Consider the following 14558-nt stretch of genomic DNA (forward strand, 5'->3'; position numbering starts at 1 on the left):
AGGCATGGCCGGGCGGGTCGCGTGGCCCGCCCGGTGGTCGCCCTCCGCGCCGGCCCGCTGACATGCCGGTGGCCACGCCCCGGGCCGGGCGTGGCCACCATGAGCGGGGACGGTCAGCGCTGCTTCTGGCCCAGCTCCGCCGTCGACGTGACGCGGCCGCTCAGCGCGTCCCGCATCCGGTCCACCAGGCCGGCGCCGGGGTTGAGCAGCCGGTTCGCCGGCGGCCGGTCGGGCGCAGCCGGGTGCGGCCGGGTCGGGGCGGTCTTCTTGGTCGCCTCCACCTTGCCGGCCAGCTCGACCATCTCCTCGGTGGCGACCGCGGCGCGCAGGCGGGGGAAGAGGTCCGACTCCTCGTCCTTGACGTGGTGCCGGATCGTGCTCGTCAGGTGCGCCAGCAGCTCGTCGAAGCGCGGGTCGGACGGGTCGACCGACTCCAGCTCCTTCATGGTCCGCTCGGCGTCGGCGTGCTCGGAGATCTCGTGCTCGGCGAGCTGGTCGCCGTCCGGCAGCGCCTTGCGGGCGGTCGGATAGACGTGCATCTCCTCGGCGACGGCGTGCCGGACCAGCTCGGCGATCACCACGTCGGCCAGCTGCCGGCGGTGCTCGGGGGTGCCCTGCCGGCTCTCCAACTGCACGAAGAGTGCCTCGACCTCACGGTGGTCGGCGGTCAGGACGTCCACGACGTCCTGACCCCTGATGTCCTGTGGGTTGGTCATGTCTGCCCCTTACCGGTTGCGGAACGGTCGGTTGTGGGCCTGGTACCCGGGAACCGTCCGCCGAACCCACCGGTCATCAATGTGTCGCCGACCCGCGTCCCGTGCTCGGCCGCGCCCGTCGCGCCGGTACGGCCAAGGGCCGGCCCCCGCAGGAGGCCGGCCCTCGGCCGGGTCGGATCAGGACGAGTAGCCGCGCTCGGCGATCCAGTTGGCGACCTTCTCCAGGGTCATCCAGTACTCGCCCTCGGGGGCGGCCGGGTCGGCGATCCGGATCAGGTCACCGCCGTCCCGGTAGCCCACCACGGTCAGGTAGTGCCCGCCCTCGTACGAGTGCGGGTTGCCGACCGTGTCGACCGCGGTGCCCTTGATGTTGGCCACCACCGGCCGGCCCCTGTCGAGGGCCGCGACGACGTCGGACCGCAGCCGGTCCACCTGCTCCGGCCTGGCCACCGGATCCGGGATCTCGGTGGTCCGGTACCCGCCGCCGGTCAGCTCGTTGAGCACGCGGGTGATGTCCAGGGCCGAGTCGGTGCCGGCCTCGGTGGTGCCCAGCCTCTTCGCGACCTCGTCCTGGGGGAGCGCCCGGCCCAGCGCCGACAGGGCGATCCGGGTCGCGGCCGGACCGCAGTAGTAGAAGTTGGGCTGCGCCTGGTACTCGATGCCCACGGCGCGCTCGGCACGCCGGTCGGCGCGGCCGTCCTTGGCGGCGCGGTCGTCCGTGTGCACCGCGCCGACCGGGGTGGTCGCCGCCGGCGCCGCCTGGGCGGTCACCGCCGGACCCGCGAGGCATCCGCCGGCCACCAGCAGGCCGGCGACGGAGAGACCGCTCTTCTGGACGATCGGATTCATGGTCGGGCTCCAATCGGGGGTCGGCGCCGCCGGGGGGACCGGGGCGCGCAGCACCGGGAGAGGCGCTCGGCTCGGGGAATTCGACGGCCCGGGGCGGTCGGCCCACGGGCGTACTCAGGGATGCAACGGCCCTGCTCCGGTGGGCATTCCGGGCCCGCGGCCGGGGGTGCACCGGCCGCACGTCGAGGTTCAACCGGGCCACGGGCGGCAGGATTCCGGCGTACGGATGCGCCGCGTCACACCCCGGACCGGTCAGACGTACGCGGGTGACGCGGGACGGGACGAACCGGTCAACCGGTCACAGGCTGCCCAGCAGGCGCGTAACTGCGATCTCGATGACCACCCGGTCCGGGTTCGGGCGGGGCGTCCGGTAGCGCTCGGCGTACCGGCGCTCGGCCTCGGCGACGGCCGGCCGGTCGGAGCGCACGACGGCCCGCCCCTCGATGGTGAGCCAGCGCCGCCCGTCGACGTGGCAGACGGCCACCGGGGCGCCCCCGGGGCCGGCGGCGGCGACGTGCCGGGCCTTGCGGGACGCGCCGCCGGTGATGACGCGGGCCAGCCCGGTCGACGCGTCGAAGGTGACCCCCACCGGGACGACGTGCGGGGTGCCGTCCGGGCGCAGAGTGGTCAACGTGGCCAGATGCCGTTCCCGGCAGAACGCCACGACCCGCTCGTCGTGGGGCGCCAACCGATGGTCACCGGGCATGTCCGTCCCCTGTCTCGCGGTGCGGCGCCGATCATGGCACGCGACGGCTCGCCCGGTCGGCGCCGGACGGCGCGTCGGGTGCCCCGGGCAGCGGCGCGTTCGCGGCGCGGCGCTGCCGGACCAGCCGGCCCAGGTAGAGCAGCGCGCCGGTCAGCACCGCCATGTCGTCCAGGTAGATGGGGTCGGGAAGCAGGTCGATCGGCAGGACGGTGTAGAGCAGCGCCCCGTAGAAGGCGAGCTTGCCGTTCAGGCCGAGCGTGCCGAGCAGGCGGCGGGTGCGGATCACGCGGACGGCCAGCACCACCGCGCCGACCAACGTGACGACCGCCACGACTCCGACGACGATCCACGCCTCCCTGGACATGCCGTCACGCTAGCCCAGCGGGACCGGTTCCGCCCGGCCATGCCGGTCAGTACGCGGGAACCGCCGCGCGGCCCCGGGCCACCGACGGCACCTCGCGGCCGGTCAGCGCCGGGAACTCCCGGGTCTGCTCCGCCGCCCCGGCCCCCTCGACCAGCGGCAGCAGCGACTGCGACTCCTCGGGACGGCGGTTGACCGCGGCGAACGCCTCGTCCCGCAGGCTGCGCGCCGCCTCGGCGGCGTTCTCGGCCGCCCGCCACGCCGCCTGCTCCCGCTCCCGGGCCGCCCGCTGCCGGGCGAGCAGGTTGTCGCGTACCGCCCGGCGCAGCACCAGTTCCTGCTCGACCGGGTGCAGCCGGGGGTCCCACCCGTCGCGGTGCGCGAAGACGTCGCTGAGCTGTTCGACCGACAACTCCTTGCGCCAGTACGCGTCGAGGGCGGCCCGGTGCAGGAAGCGCTCGCGCTCGGCGTACTCGGCGGGCGTCCGGACGGTACGCGGAAGGGGCATCGCCTCGGCGACCGCCAGCCGGCGCACGTCCGCCTCGGCGGCCTCGTACGCCTGCCAGGCCGCCTCGACCTCCTCCTGCGCGGTCAGCCACTCGGCCCGCAGGCGGGCGGCGGTGGTGGCGGCCCGTTCGGCGGCGACCGAGACCTCCCCCGCGTACCGGGAACGTTCGCGCTCCTCCTCGACCCGTTCCAACTCGCTCGGCATCGCGGCGCGCCGGATGCGGGAGCCGGCGTCGAAGCGGAGGCGGCCGGGACGCAGCAGCAGGCCGGCCACGGTGACGGCGACGACCCCGAGCAGGCTCAGCCAGATCACGGCGGCCCGGGGCACGTCGAGCAGGACGGAGGAGAACACGTTTTCCATGGTCAGCACCTCGCGGTCGATCGAGGGAATCGACAGGGTCTGTGCCCGGCGTACGGGCGGGTGGGCATCGTGGGCGCGCGTGCGGGCGTACCGCGGCGGTGGCCGCTCCGGCGACGGGTGTTTGCCGGGGCACGGGGCGGACGGACGCGCGTGCCGGCGGTCCGTCGCGGTCCGTCGCCCGGGATGCGGAGCCGGTGGCCGACGGTTCAGGCGGCGGGCGGACCGCGCCGGGCGGGGACGCCCCTGCCGGGGTCGCGGGCGGGGCCGTCCGGGCGGGCGAGCGCCACGGCGGCGGCGGCCGGAGTGTCGTCGCGCCGGACCGCCGGCGGGGCGGCGAAGCCGTCTGCCCGCTCGGCCACCGGCTCGCGGCGCGACAGCGGTGGGGTGAGCCGGGCGCCCGCGACGGCGGGACCAGCGGCCGTGACGGCGGCCGGAACGGGGGCGGTGACGGCGGCCGGGCCGGCGGCGAACGGTGCCGGTGCGGCGGTCGCGCCGCCGAGGCCCACGGCGAGCACCAGCGCGGCGACCGCCAGCCGGGTCAGCTCACGCAGGGAGCGCAGCGTCATCGACCAGAACGGGTCGACGGACGCTACGGAGGGCACCCGTCCAACCTATCGCCCGGGCCGGGCTCGTGCAGCGCACCGACGACCCGGGATCGGGTGACCGCCGACACGATGTCCGAAAAGGATCGTCGGACGGGTGCGACCGCACCCGCCGCGACCGACGCCGCACGTGCGACGGCCCACCCGGTGGTACGCCCGCCGGGTGGGCCGTCGTCGTGCTGGTGCGCGTCAGCTGTCGGTGCCGAGCACGGGCGGAGCGGCGGCGGCGCCGTCGCCCCAGACCATGTCGTCCTCCGTCAGCCAGGTCAGGCGGCCGTCGGCGTCGTCGTCGTGGGTGCCCCGGGTGCCGCCCAGGACGCCGGGGCGTCCCGCCCCGCCGCGTCCCGTCCCGCTGGCCGCCCGGTCGCCGCCCTGTCGTGCGCCGTTGTCGAAGCGTCGGCCCATCCCGGTCGCGGACCGGTTGTCCGCCACCGGAGTGCCGCCCGCGGACCGGACCGCCGAGGCCGGTGCGGTGCCGCTCGCGGCGAGGGCCCCGGTGCCGAGCACGCCGCCCGCCGGTCCGAACTGGAGGCTCGGCCCGCCGGCCGAGGCCGTCGAGGTGCCGCCCAGCCCGACGGGACCCGTCGTGGGGGGCGGGCCGGTCAGCACCGTGGCGCCGGCGAGGGAGGTGCCGGCCGGGACGCCGCCGGGAACGCCGTCGGTCACGCCGCCGGTCACGCCGCCGCCCGGCTGCCCGCCGCCGACGGCGCCCGGGACGACCGTCCCGGTCGCGCCGCCGTCCGGTCCGGAGCTCGGCCGGTCGGGGGCCGCGACGGTGGCGCCGCCGGGCTGCCCGGCGAGGCCGGAGGTTTTCGGCGCGGCCGTCGGCGTGCTGGCGCCCGGGCCGCTGCGCAGGGGCGTCGAATCGCGGCTGGTCGTGCCCGGGATGTCCGGATCCGGTGGGGGCGGCGGGACGAGCCGGCCGTACGCCGAGAGGTCGTAGCCGGCGGCCAGCTCGGCCACCACGTTGACCATGCGCTGGTGGGCCTTCTCCTGCTCGGCCTTGTCCTGCTGGTGCCCCAGCAGCCCGCCGACCACGATGCCCGGCACGCCGAACACGGCGCCCTTGGCCGCGCCGGAGAGCGCCTGGTCGTGGTCGTCCGTCTCGGCCGGGCTCTCCGCCTGCTCGCGGGCGGTGCGCAGCTCGCCGGACATCAGGGTCAGGCCCCGGCTCACGTCCGCCATGCCCTCGCCGAGCTTGTCGGCGTAGTCGGTGACGAGCGTCAACCGCCGCTGGAACTCCTGCGAGGCCGAGCCCGTCCAGGTGTTGGCGAGCTTGTCGAGGTCGCCGCTGAGCTCGCGGGACAGCCCGTCGAGCATGCCCTTGAGCGCCGTCCACTGCGCGGCGACGCCGTCGATCTGGCCCGGCTGGCCAGCCATCACGGCGTCGTAGAGCTGCTGGTGGCTGACGTGCTGGTAGCGCTGCGTGTATTCAGACACGCGGATCCTCCTTCCGCTTCAACGCGTCGTCCACCCCGTTCAGCGCGGCGGCGATGTCGGCGGAGTTGGCCGCGTTGCGCTCCTCGGCGGTGCGGTAGTTGGCCAGGATCGTCGCGGTGGCGCTCTGCGCGGCCTTCACCGCCGCACGCAGCCGGTCGACCTGGTCCACGTAGGACTGGTGGATCTCGGAGTAGCGGCGGGAGTTCTCGGTGGCGTCGGCGAACGAGCCCAGCGCCGGGGGCCGGCACTGCATCTCGGTGCTCAGCTTCCGCAACGCCTTCTCCGCCTCGGTCAGCCGGTTGGCCAACTTCTGGTGGAAGTCTTCCAGGGACAGCAGGTCGACTGTCGTGCGCCCGGTCATGGCAGCATCCCCGTACGTCATCGTCGATAACCGTTGGCAGGGCTCAGGTTAGTCGACGGGTGCGACGCGGGCGACCCGCCACCGGCGTCGATCCGTCACGCGCGGGGCCGGCCCCGCGCGCGGGCGGGCTGACTCAGCCGTCCGCTCCCGGGCTGGCGGACGAGACGTCCGGCGAGGCCGGCGCGTCCGACGCCGGTTGCCCGGAGGGCGTCACCGGCGTTTCGGACCGCTCCGGCCCGGGGCTGCCCGTCGGCTTCGCCGCGCCGGCCGACGGCTTCGCCGGGGCCGACGGCGCGGGGCCGGGCGCGAAGTGGGCGAGCGCGTCGTCCCGCGAGAGCGTCGGCCCCGTGGGCACGAGGGCCAGCAGCGACGCCGGTACGGCCAGCGGGGTGACCCCCTCGTAGCCCAGCGCCGACATGGCGCCGACGCCGAGCGGGTAGCGGACGCCCTGGGCGCTGATCAGGTGGACGGTGGCGCCGGGGGCGGCCGTGCCGCTCTCGCCGGACCCGGGCGTGGCCTGTACGAGCACGCCCTTGCCGCCGGGCAGCAGCACGCCCTCGGCGGTACGCACGCCGTCGCGCGCGCTCTGCCGCACGGGCACCCCGCCGGGCGCGGCCAGCTCCGCCGGCACCCGGTCGAAGACCTCCAGCGTGGTGGTGGGCGGCCCACCGTCGGTGCCCGCCCGGTAGGTCGCGCAGACCGCCGTCCGGCCCGCGGTGACCGGTTGCAGCGCGGGCAGGGCCTGCGGCATCCCGGCCTCCTCCGCCCGCTGGTCGGTCAGCAGCTTGCCGGCCTGCGCCGGGGTGATGTCGGTGACCTGGCCGCCGTCGCGCAGCAGCAGCAGCGCGCTGATCTCGCCGATCGCGGAGAGGCCGTCCCGGGTGAGCACGTAGTGCTGGCCCGCCGCCCGGAAGACCTGACCGACCTTGGCCGGGCGTTCGGTCAGGGTGCTGGCCTCGTCCTCGCCGGCGATGGCCGGCTGCCGCATGACCGGCCCGGCCGGCACGGCGTTGAGCAGTTGCTGCCCCACGGGCAGGCGGGGCGCGTTGGCCATCCGTAGCGCGGCGAGCGCGGAGTCGCCGCCCGTCACCTGCAACCGCCGGTCGCCGGTGAGCAGGTGCCGCTGGCCGTCGGCCTCCACCAGCACCGCCCGGTCGCCGAGCGGCGCACCACCGGGCAGCGGGCGGTCGATGACCACCCGCGTGCCGGAGCGGCGGGGATCGGCCGGGTCCGGGACGTCGCAGACGGACCAGGGCAGGCCCGTCAGGGACTTGCGGTCCGGCAGCGCGTCGGGGGCGCCGACGATGCCGACCGTACGGCCCCGGGGCCGGTCCCGGATCGACGCCTGGGACATCGTGCGGACCTGCGGGGCCGGCTCGTTGATGATCAGTCGGGCGGAGGCGTAGTTGAGGGTGGGGTGCAGCTGCCCGTCGACGAAGACGTACGTCGCCCCGGTCTCCCGCTCGATCACCAGGGTGTTCGGCTCCAGCGGCGCCGTGTTGCCGGTGAACTGCCCGTACGCGCCGACGCCACCGAGCACCACGGCCGCGGCGATGACGCTGCCGAAGACCGCCATGCCGAGCCGCCGCATCGGCAGGTTGCTGGTCTCGGGGTCGCCCGACAGCAGCGCCGAGACGATCCGGCGGGTGACGAAGCGGTACGCCTGCACCTGGTCGCGGCGGGTCCGCATGACTTACCTCCGGCGGGGGTGGGTCCGCGACGAGCAGGTCCGAGTCGGTGTCGCGGGCTTCCCTACGATAAGGGGCCGTCGACGGGTCACCGGGACCAGCGCCCGACCCGATCCGGCGGACGCTCCGCCGTCCAGAAAGGGACTGTCAGCGATGACGCAGGTTCAGGCGCCACCCGGTCGTCCGGCACCGCAGCCGTCCGGCGTCGCCCAGCGGCCGGTCGTCCCGGCCGACCGGCGCGGCCGTGGTCGGATCGGGCCCGTGGCCGTGGGGCAGCTCGTGGTGCTGGAACTCTGCGCCCTGGCCGTCTGGGCGGCGCTGGGCGGGCCGGTCTGGTTGGCCCCCACCGTCGGGGTGCTGTCGCTGGCGGTGGTGGGCGCGGTCTTCGCCCGCCGGGGTGGCCGCTGGTGGTACGAGGACCTGCTGCTGCGCCGGCGGCTGCGGCGGCGTCGGGAGGCGGCCAGGAGCACCGTCGCGGCGGGCGGCGGGGCCGACCCCAGGCTGGCCCCCCTGGCCCCCGAGCTGACTGTGACCGAGCTCACGGACCGTGGCACCCGCCTCGGCATCGGGCAGGACGCGCTGGGCTGGTTCGCGGCGGTGGCGTTGCAGGGCCACGCCGGGGCGCCCGCCGGATCGGTCGACGCGTCGGTGCTGGACCGGGCGCTGCGCGTGCTCGCCGACTTCACCGGCCCGGTCACCCGCGCCCAGGTCGTCTCGCACACCCTCGTCTGGTACCCGGCGCCGGGCGCGCCGCCCGCGGCCCACCGGACGGTCTGGCTGGCGCTGCGGCTCTCCGTACGGGACGCTCGCGTCGAGACCGTCAGCCGGGGCGGCGGCATGCCCGGCGTGCACCGCACGCTCTCCGCCGGCATCGGCCGGCTGGGCAAGGCGTTGACCGCGGCCGGGCTCGCCCACCGCCCCCTCAGCCGCGACGAGCTGCGCGCGGCGGTCGTCTCGGCGGCCGGGCTGGACCTGGCGCCGGCGCCGCCGGCGGAGACCTGGACGGGGCTGCGCGGCGGCGGCTGGACCCAGCGTTGCCTGGTCCTGCGGCCCCGGGCCGACGCGCCGTTCGGTCCGCTGGTGGACGCGGTGACGGCGACGTCCGCCCCCTCGCACACCCTGGCCGTCGTGGTGCAGCCGGGCGGGCGCGTCGCCCCGCCGATGCTCCGGGTGGCGGCGCTCGACGACCACGTGGAGGCGCTGGTCAAGGCGGTGCGGGAGGTGGCCCGCCGGTCCGGCGCCCCGGCCCGCCCCGTGGACGGCCAGCACGGTCCCGGCGTCTACGCCACCGCCCCGGCCGCCACCACGATCACGACCCTGCACCCGACCGACTGAGGACCGGGGACGCCGAGCGCGGGTCAGGGCCGCAGGTTGACGATCCAGCCGTAGAGGCCGACGACCCAGAAGGCCAGCGGGACCAGCGCGATGATCAGCATGATCTCCATGATGTCGAGCAGCCGGCCCCACACCGGGGAGATCCGCTTGCCGGCCACGGTGAGCCCGTAGATCAGGCTCACCACGGCCGCGAGCACCAGGCCGCCGAGGATCAGGCCGAGGCGTACCGCCGTCGAGCCGTTGCCGAACGTGGCGGCGGCGGTCAGGCCGAGCCCGGCCGTGCCGGCGAACAGCACCGGGGTGCGCTGGGCGCGGCCCAGGAACGGCCGGGCCCGCAGCAGCGACAGCAGGGCCAGCACGAGGCAGAGCAGCACCGCCGGCAGGCTGCCGTGCAGCGCGAGCACGACCTGGGCGCCCAGCACCAGCAGCGACACCGTCCAGAGCAGCCCCGTCAGGAACCCGTCGGCCCGCTCGCTGAGCTGGAGGACCTGCCGGCCGTCCACCGACTCGGTGTCGCTCTTCAGGTCGTCGGGGCCGGTCGGGATGGAGGGCACCGGCAGCCGGGCCAGCCGGTACGCCGCCATCGGCAGCGCCGGCACCGCGCCGAACGCGACCGCGGCGACGACGGCCGCCGCCGCCGGCGCGTCGGTGTCGAAGGCCAGGCTGACCACCGCGCCGAGGCCGGTGCCCGCGCCGACCGCGACCGCGCCGAAGAAGAGCGGAAGCCGGTCGCCGACGGCCAGCGCGGCCACCGCCGCGCAGAGCACCACCGCCGTGGCGCCGAGGAGCACGTGCGGGGCGCCCAGCCCGGTCAGCGGGCGGTCGCCGGCGAGCAGCAGCAGGCCGCCGACGCCCGCGTACGCCAGGCCGACGACCCCCAGCACCGACCCGGTCGCGCTGTCGGCGGCGGCCCGGGACAACACGGCCGCGGAGACCACCAGGGCGACCGCGACGACCAGCGCGGCCAGCGCGCCCGGCAGGTGCGGCGGCCCGGTGAACAGCGCCGCCAGCGCGCCGGCGCCGAGCGCCGCGGCGGCGAAGAGCACCGCGAAGGAACGGGTGGTGCCGACCTGCCAGGCACCCGGGCGCTGGTTGGTGGCGGTGGCCACGGCGTCGACCACGTCGTCGAAGACGATCTCCGGCGCGGTGGCCGACCGGGGGTTGAAGTAGAGCACCTCGCCGTCGCGGACGCCGAGCTGCGTGGCGGTCCGGCCGCCGTCCAGCGGCTGGCCGCCCAGCCGGGCCAGGCTCCAGCCGCCGTGGCGCACCCCCTCGTCGGCCAGGTCCTCACCCGCGTAACGGAGCAGGGTCGGCAGCAGGTCGGCGAGCGGTACGTCCGACGGCAGCGCGAGGTCCATCCGGGTGCGGGGCGCCACGATGGTGATCCGGCTCAGGCCGCCGGTCGCCGTCTTCGTCGCCACAGTGGCCTCCTCGCGCTCTCTACGATCACCCCTGGCCGGCGGCGCCGACGCACGGGTTCCTGACGCCCACGGGAGATTACCTACGATGGCGGGCACGTACGATGCCCACCCGACGACTCCGGTCGCTCGCCGAACTTGATCAGGGCCGCTTCTGGGGAGGAGACAGCCGTGAGCACGGTGGTGTTCCGCCGGCTCCCGCGTCAGCCGGGGCCTGCGCTGCCGCGAGGCGAGGTGCTGCTGGAGTCGCCTCCGGAGCTGCCCGAGCCCACCCCGCGCGGGATGGGGCAGCTGCTGATGATCCTGCCGATGGTCTGCGGCGTGGGCGCCATGGCGTTCCTCTACGCCGGCCGGGGCGGCGGCACCATGACGTACATCGCCGGCGGCCTCTTCGGTGTCTCGATGCTGGGCATGGCGATCGGGTCGCTGAGCAACGGCAACAACGACAAGGCCGAGCTCAACGCCGACCGGCGCGACTACATGCGCTACCTGGCCCAGATGCGCAAGCGCACCCGGCGCGCCGCCGAGCAGCAGCGGGCGGCGATGGCCTGGCGGCACCCGGAGCCCGACGCGCTCTGGTCGATCGCCGCCTCCCGGCGGCTGTGGGAGCGGCGGATCACCGAGGACGACTTCGGCGAGACCCGGATCGCCACCGGCCCGCAGCGCCTGGCCGTGGAGATCGTCCCGCCGGAGACCAAGCCGGTCGAGGACCTGGAGCCGATGAGCGCCATCGCGCTGCGGCGCTTCGTCCGCGCCCACTCGAGCGTGCCGGACCTGCCGACCGCGCTCTCCGTGCGGGCGTTCAGCCGGGTGGTGCTGCGCGGCGACCGGGAGCCGGTGCTCGACCTGACGCGGGCCGCGCTCGGCCAGCTCGCCACCTTCCACGCCCCGGACGACATGGTCGTCGCGATCGTCGCCGCGCCCGACCGGCAGCCGTCCTGGGACTGGGTGAAGTGGCTGCCGCACAACCACCACAGCGCCCGGACCGACGCGGCGGGCGCCCGCCGGATGGTCTTCGCGAGCCTCGCCGAGGCCGAGGAGGCGCTCGCCGGCGAGCTGGCCGGCCGGCCCCGGTTCGCGCCGGAGGCGAAGCCGCTCACCAGCGCGGCGCACCTCGTGGTGGTCGTCGACGGCGGCGAGGTCTCGGCGGCCTGCCAGCTCATGGGGCCGGGGCTGCTCGGCGCGACCGTGATCGACCTCTCCGGCACCGTGCCCCGGGACGCCGGGCGCTGGCTGCTCTGCCTCGACGTGGGCGACGGCAGCTCCCTCGAACTGGTCCGCGGCACCTCCTCGTCGCGGCTCGGCCGCCCGGACCGGCTCACCGAGTCCGCCGCCGAGGGGCTGGCCCGGCAGATCGCCCCGTACCGGCTGTCGCAGCAGCAGACCACGTCGGAGGAGCCGCTGGCGAAGAGCATGGAGCTGCCGGACCTGCTCGGCGTCGGCGACGCCGCCGCGGTCGACGTGCAGCAGACCTGGCGCCCGCGCAGCCACCGCGACCGGCTGCGCATCCCGCTCGGCGTCGGGCCGGACGGCAACGTGGTCGAGCTGGACTTCAAGGAGTCCGCGCACGAGGGCATGGGCCCGCACGGCCTGATCATCGGCGCGACCGGCTCCGGCAAGAGCGAGCTGCTGCGCACGATCGTCGGCGCGCTGGCGGTGACGCACTCCTCCGAGGAGCTCAACTTCGTCCTGGTCGACTTCAAGGGCGGCGCCACCTTCGCCTCGCTGGACGCGCTGCCGCACACCAGCGCCGTGATCACCAACCTGGCCGACGAGCTGCCGCTGGTCGACCGCATGAAGGACGCGCTGGCCGGCGAGATGACCCGCCGCCAGGAGGTGCTGCGGGCCGCCGGCAACTACGTCTCCCGCTACGACTACGAGAAGGCCCGGGCGGCCGGCGAGCCGCTGGACCCGATGCCCAGCCTGCTCATCATCTGCGACGAGTTCAGCGAGCTGCTCGCCGCGAAGCCCGACTTCATCGACCTCTTCGTGATGATCGGCCGGCTGGGCCGGTCGCTCGGCGTGCACCTGCTGCTGGCCAGCCAGCGGCTGGAGGAGGGCAAGCTGCGCGGCCTCGACACCCACCTGTCGTACCGGATCGGTCTGCGTACGTTCTCGGCGGTGGAGAGCCGGATCGTGCTCGGCGTGCCCGACGCGTACGAGCTGCCCAACGCCCCCGGCCATGGCTACCTGAAGACCGACACCAGCACCATGCTGCGGTTCCGGGCCGCGTACGTGTCCGGGCCGTACCGGGCCCCGGGGCAGGCCGCCGCGTCGTCGCGGGCGCTGGTGCAGCGCCGGATCGTCCGGTACGGGGTGGACTTCGTGCCGGTGCAGAACCCGACCCTGCCGGTGCCGGACGCGCCCGAGCCGGAGCAGCCCGCCGACGGCAAGGCCGTGGCGATGCTCGACGTGCTGATCGACCGGCTGAAGGGGCGGGGCCGCCCGGCGCACCAGGTCTGGCTGCCGCCGCTGGCGGAGCCGCCGGGCCTGGGCGAGCTGCTGCCGCCGCTGAGCGTCGACCCGAGGTACGGCCTCTGCACCGCCTCGTGGCGTGGTCGCGGGAGGCTGGCCGCTCCGGTGGGCATCGTGGACCGGCCGTACGAGCAGCGCCGTGACCCGATGCTCGTGGACCTGGCCGGCGCGGGCGGCAACGTGGTGATCGTCGGCGCCTCGCTCAGCGGCAAGAGCACGATGCTGCGCTCCATGCTCGCCTCGCTCGCGCTCACCCACACGCCGCGCGAGGTGCAGTTCTTCTGCCTGGACTTCGGTGGCGGCGCGCTGCGCAGCCTGGACGGGCTGCCGCACACGGCCGGCGTGGCCGGGCGGCGGGACACCGAGGCGGTACGCCGCACGGTGGCCGAGGTGGTGGCCGTCCTGGACGAGCGGGAGAACCGGTTCGCCCAGCACGGCATCGACTCGGTGGCGAGCTACCGCCGGCGCCGGGCGGCCGGGGAGTTCGCCGACGACCCGTTCGGCGACGTCTTCCTCGTCGTCGACGGCTGGAACACCCTGCGCCAGGAGTACGAGGAGCTGGAGCAGACGATCACCACCCTGGCCAACCGTGGCCTGGGCTTCGGCGTGCACGTGGTGCTGACCGCCGTGCGGTGGGCGGAGATCCGGATCAACATGCGGGACCTGCTCGGCACGAAGCTGGAGCTGCGTCTCGGTGACGCCAACGAGTCGGAGATCGACCGGCGGGCGGCGGCGAACGTCCCGACCGGCTCGCCCGGCCGCGGCCTGACCCGCGACAAGCTGCACTTCCTGACCGCCATCTCCCGGATCGACGGCCGGCGCGACATCGACGACCTGACCGAGGCGTCCATCGCCCTGTCCCGGCACGTCGCGGAGGCATGGAAGGGCCAGCCGGCGCCGAAGGTACGGCTGTTGCCGCGCAGGCTGCCCCTCAGCGAGCTGGCCAGGGTCGTGGACCGCTCGGCGCCGGGCCTACCGATCGGCGTCAACGAGTCGGCGCTGGCTCCGGTCTACCTCGACCTCGCCAACGAGCCGCACCTGACGGTCTTCGGCGACGCCGAGTGCGGCAAGACCAACCTGCTGCGGCTGATCGCGCGGGGCATCACGGAGCGGTACACGCCGGCGCAGGCCCGGCTGGTCATCGCCGACTACCGGCGCGGGCTGCTCGGTGCGGTCGAGGGGGACCACCTGCTCGACTACGCGCCGTCGAACCAGGTGTTCGCGCAGGGGCTCGCCTCGATCCGCAGCGCGCTGTCCAACCGGCTGCCCGGCCCGGACGTCACCACCGCGCAGCTGCGCGACCGCAGCTGGTGGAAGGGGCCGGACCTCTACATCCTGGTCGACGACTACGACCTGGTCGCCTCGGGCGGGAGCAACCCGCTCAGCGCCCTGCACGAGCTGCTGCCCCAGGCCCGCGACATCGGCCTGCACCTGATCGTCACCCGGCGGGCGGGTGGCGTGGCCCGGGCGCTCTACGAGCCGGTCCTGCAACGCCTGCGCGAGCTGGACCAGCCCGGCCTGCTGATGTCCGGCAACCGGGAGGAGGGCGCGGTCTTCGGCACGCTGCGGCCGAGCCCGCAGCCGCCCGGCCGGGGCACCCTGGTGCGCCGCCGCGACGGCCAGCAGCTCATCCAGACGGCCTGGTCGGAGCCGGCCTGAGGTCGTCCGCCGACGCGGCGGTCGGCGGGACCGCCCGGGTGTGACGGCATCCGGTAACCTGCGGCACGAGCGTCGCAGCC

At 75.7% G+C, this 14558-nt stretch carries 12 protein-coding genes; 2 read left to right on the top strand and 10 right to left on the bottom strand.

Translation table 11 applies throughout. The annotated features are described in order from the left end of the window. Nucleotides 1-113: 113 nt before the first annotated feature. The 9 genes from ACN27A_RS24645 to eccB form a co-directional block, all read right to left on the bottom strand. Nucleotides 114-716, bottom strand: coding sequence for a hemerythrin domain-containing protein (locus tag ACN27A_RS24645; protein ID WP_421457012.1), 603 nt, complete (start codon nucleotides 714-716; stop codon nucleotides 114-116). A gap of 177 nt (nucleotides 717-893) precedes the next feature. Continuing rightward, a complete protein-coding gene (locus tag ACN27A_RS24650) occupies nucleotides 894-1565 on the bottom strand; it encodes a C39 family peptidase (RefSeq protein ID WP_421457013.1) in 672 nt (223 codons plus the stop codon). A gap of 298 nt (nucleotides 1566-1863) precedes the next feature. Continuing rightward, nucleotides 1864-2271: a pyridoxamine 5'-phosphate oxidase family protein gene (locus tag ACN27A_RS24655; protein ID WP_132231872.1), complete on the bottom strand. Its 408-nt coding sequence runs from the start codon at nucleotides 2269-2271 to the stop codon at nucleotides 1864-1866. A 31-nt stretch (nucleotides 2272-2302) separates the two neighbouring features. Next, nucleotides 2303-2635, bottom strand: coding sequence for a DUF1232 domain-containing protein (locus tag ACN27A_RS24660; protein WP_421457014.1), 333 nt, complete (start codon nucleotides 2633-2635; stop codon nucleotides 2303-2305). A gap of 46 nt (nucleotides 2636-2681) precedes the next feature. Then, nucleotides 2682-3500 carry a hypothetical protein gene (locus ACN27A_RS24665; protein WP_421457015.1) on the bottom strand — a complete coding sequence of 273 codons (819 nt, stop codon included), beginning with the start codon at nucleotides 3498-3500 and terminating at the stop codon, nucleotides 2682-2684. A gap of 206 nt (nucleotides 3501-3706) precedes the next feature. Then, nucleotides 3707-4102, bottom strand: coding sequence for a hypothetical protein (locus tag ACN27A_RS24670; protein ID WP_421457016.1), 396 nt, complete (start codon nucleotides 4100-4102; stop codon nucleotides 3707-3709). Nucleotides 4103-4291: 189 nt separating this feature from the next. Beyond that, nucleotides 4292-5542: a WXG100 family type VII secretion target gene (locus tag ACN27A_RS24675; RefSeq protein WP_421457017.1), complete on the bottom strand. Its 1251-nt coding sequence runs from the start codon at nucleotides 5540-5542 to the stop codon at nucleotides 4292-4294. Next, nucleotides 5535-5903, bottom strand: a complete 369-nt coding sequence (locus ACN27A_RS24680; RefSeq protein ID WP_151456012.1) for a hypothetical protein — start codon at nucleotides 5901-5903, stop codon at nucleotides 5535-5537. Before ACN27A_RS24680 ends, ACN27A_RS24675 begins: the two co-directional genes overlap by 8 nt. Nucleotides 5904-6036: 133 nt before the next feature. Further along, nucleotides 6037-7593, bottom strand: a complete 1557-nt coding sequence (eccB, locus tag ACN27A_RS24685; RefSeq protein ID WP_421457018.1) for a type VII secretion protein EccB — start codon at nucleotides 7591-7593, stop codon at nucleotides 6037-6039. Between the two features lie 151 nt (nucleotides 7594-7744). Between eccB and ACN27A_RS24690 the strand changes: the two genes are divergently transcribed. Continuing rightward, nucleotides 7745-8926 (top strand): type VII secretion protein EccE, encoded by a 1182-nt coding sequence (locus ACN27A_RS24690; protein WP_421457019.1) that lies wholly within the window; start codon nucleotides 7745-7747, stop codon nucleotides 8924-8926. Between the two features lie 23 nt (nucleotides 8927-8949). On the opposite strand, the gene eccD is transcribed toward ACN27A_RS24690, so the two are convergent. Further along, a complete protein-coding gene (gene eccD, locus ACN27A_RS24695) occupies nucleotides 8950-10347 on the bottom strand; it encodes a type VII secretion integral membrane protein EccD (protein ID WP_421457020.1) in 1398 nt (465 codons plus the stop codon). A gap of 168 nt (nucleotides 10348-10515) precedes the next feature. Between eccD and eccCa the strand changes: the two genes are divergently transcribed. After that, a complete protein-coding gene (eccCa, locus tag ACN27A_RS24700; protein WP_357580318.1) occupies nucleotides 10516-14478 on the top strand; it encodes a type VII secretion protein EccCa in 3963 nt (1320 codons plus the stop codon). Nucleotides 14479-14558 lie beyond the last annotated feature (80 nt).

The sequence above is a fragment of the Micromonospora sp. WMMD737 genome, assembly GCF_049179055.1.
In the GTDB taxonomy this organism is placed as follows: Bacteria; Actinomycetota; Actinomycetes; order Mycobacteriales; family Micromonosporaceae; genus Micromonospora; species Micromonospora reichwaldensis.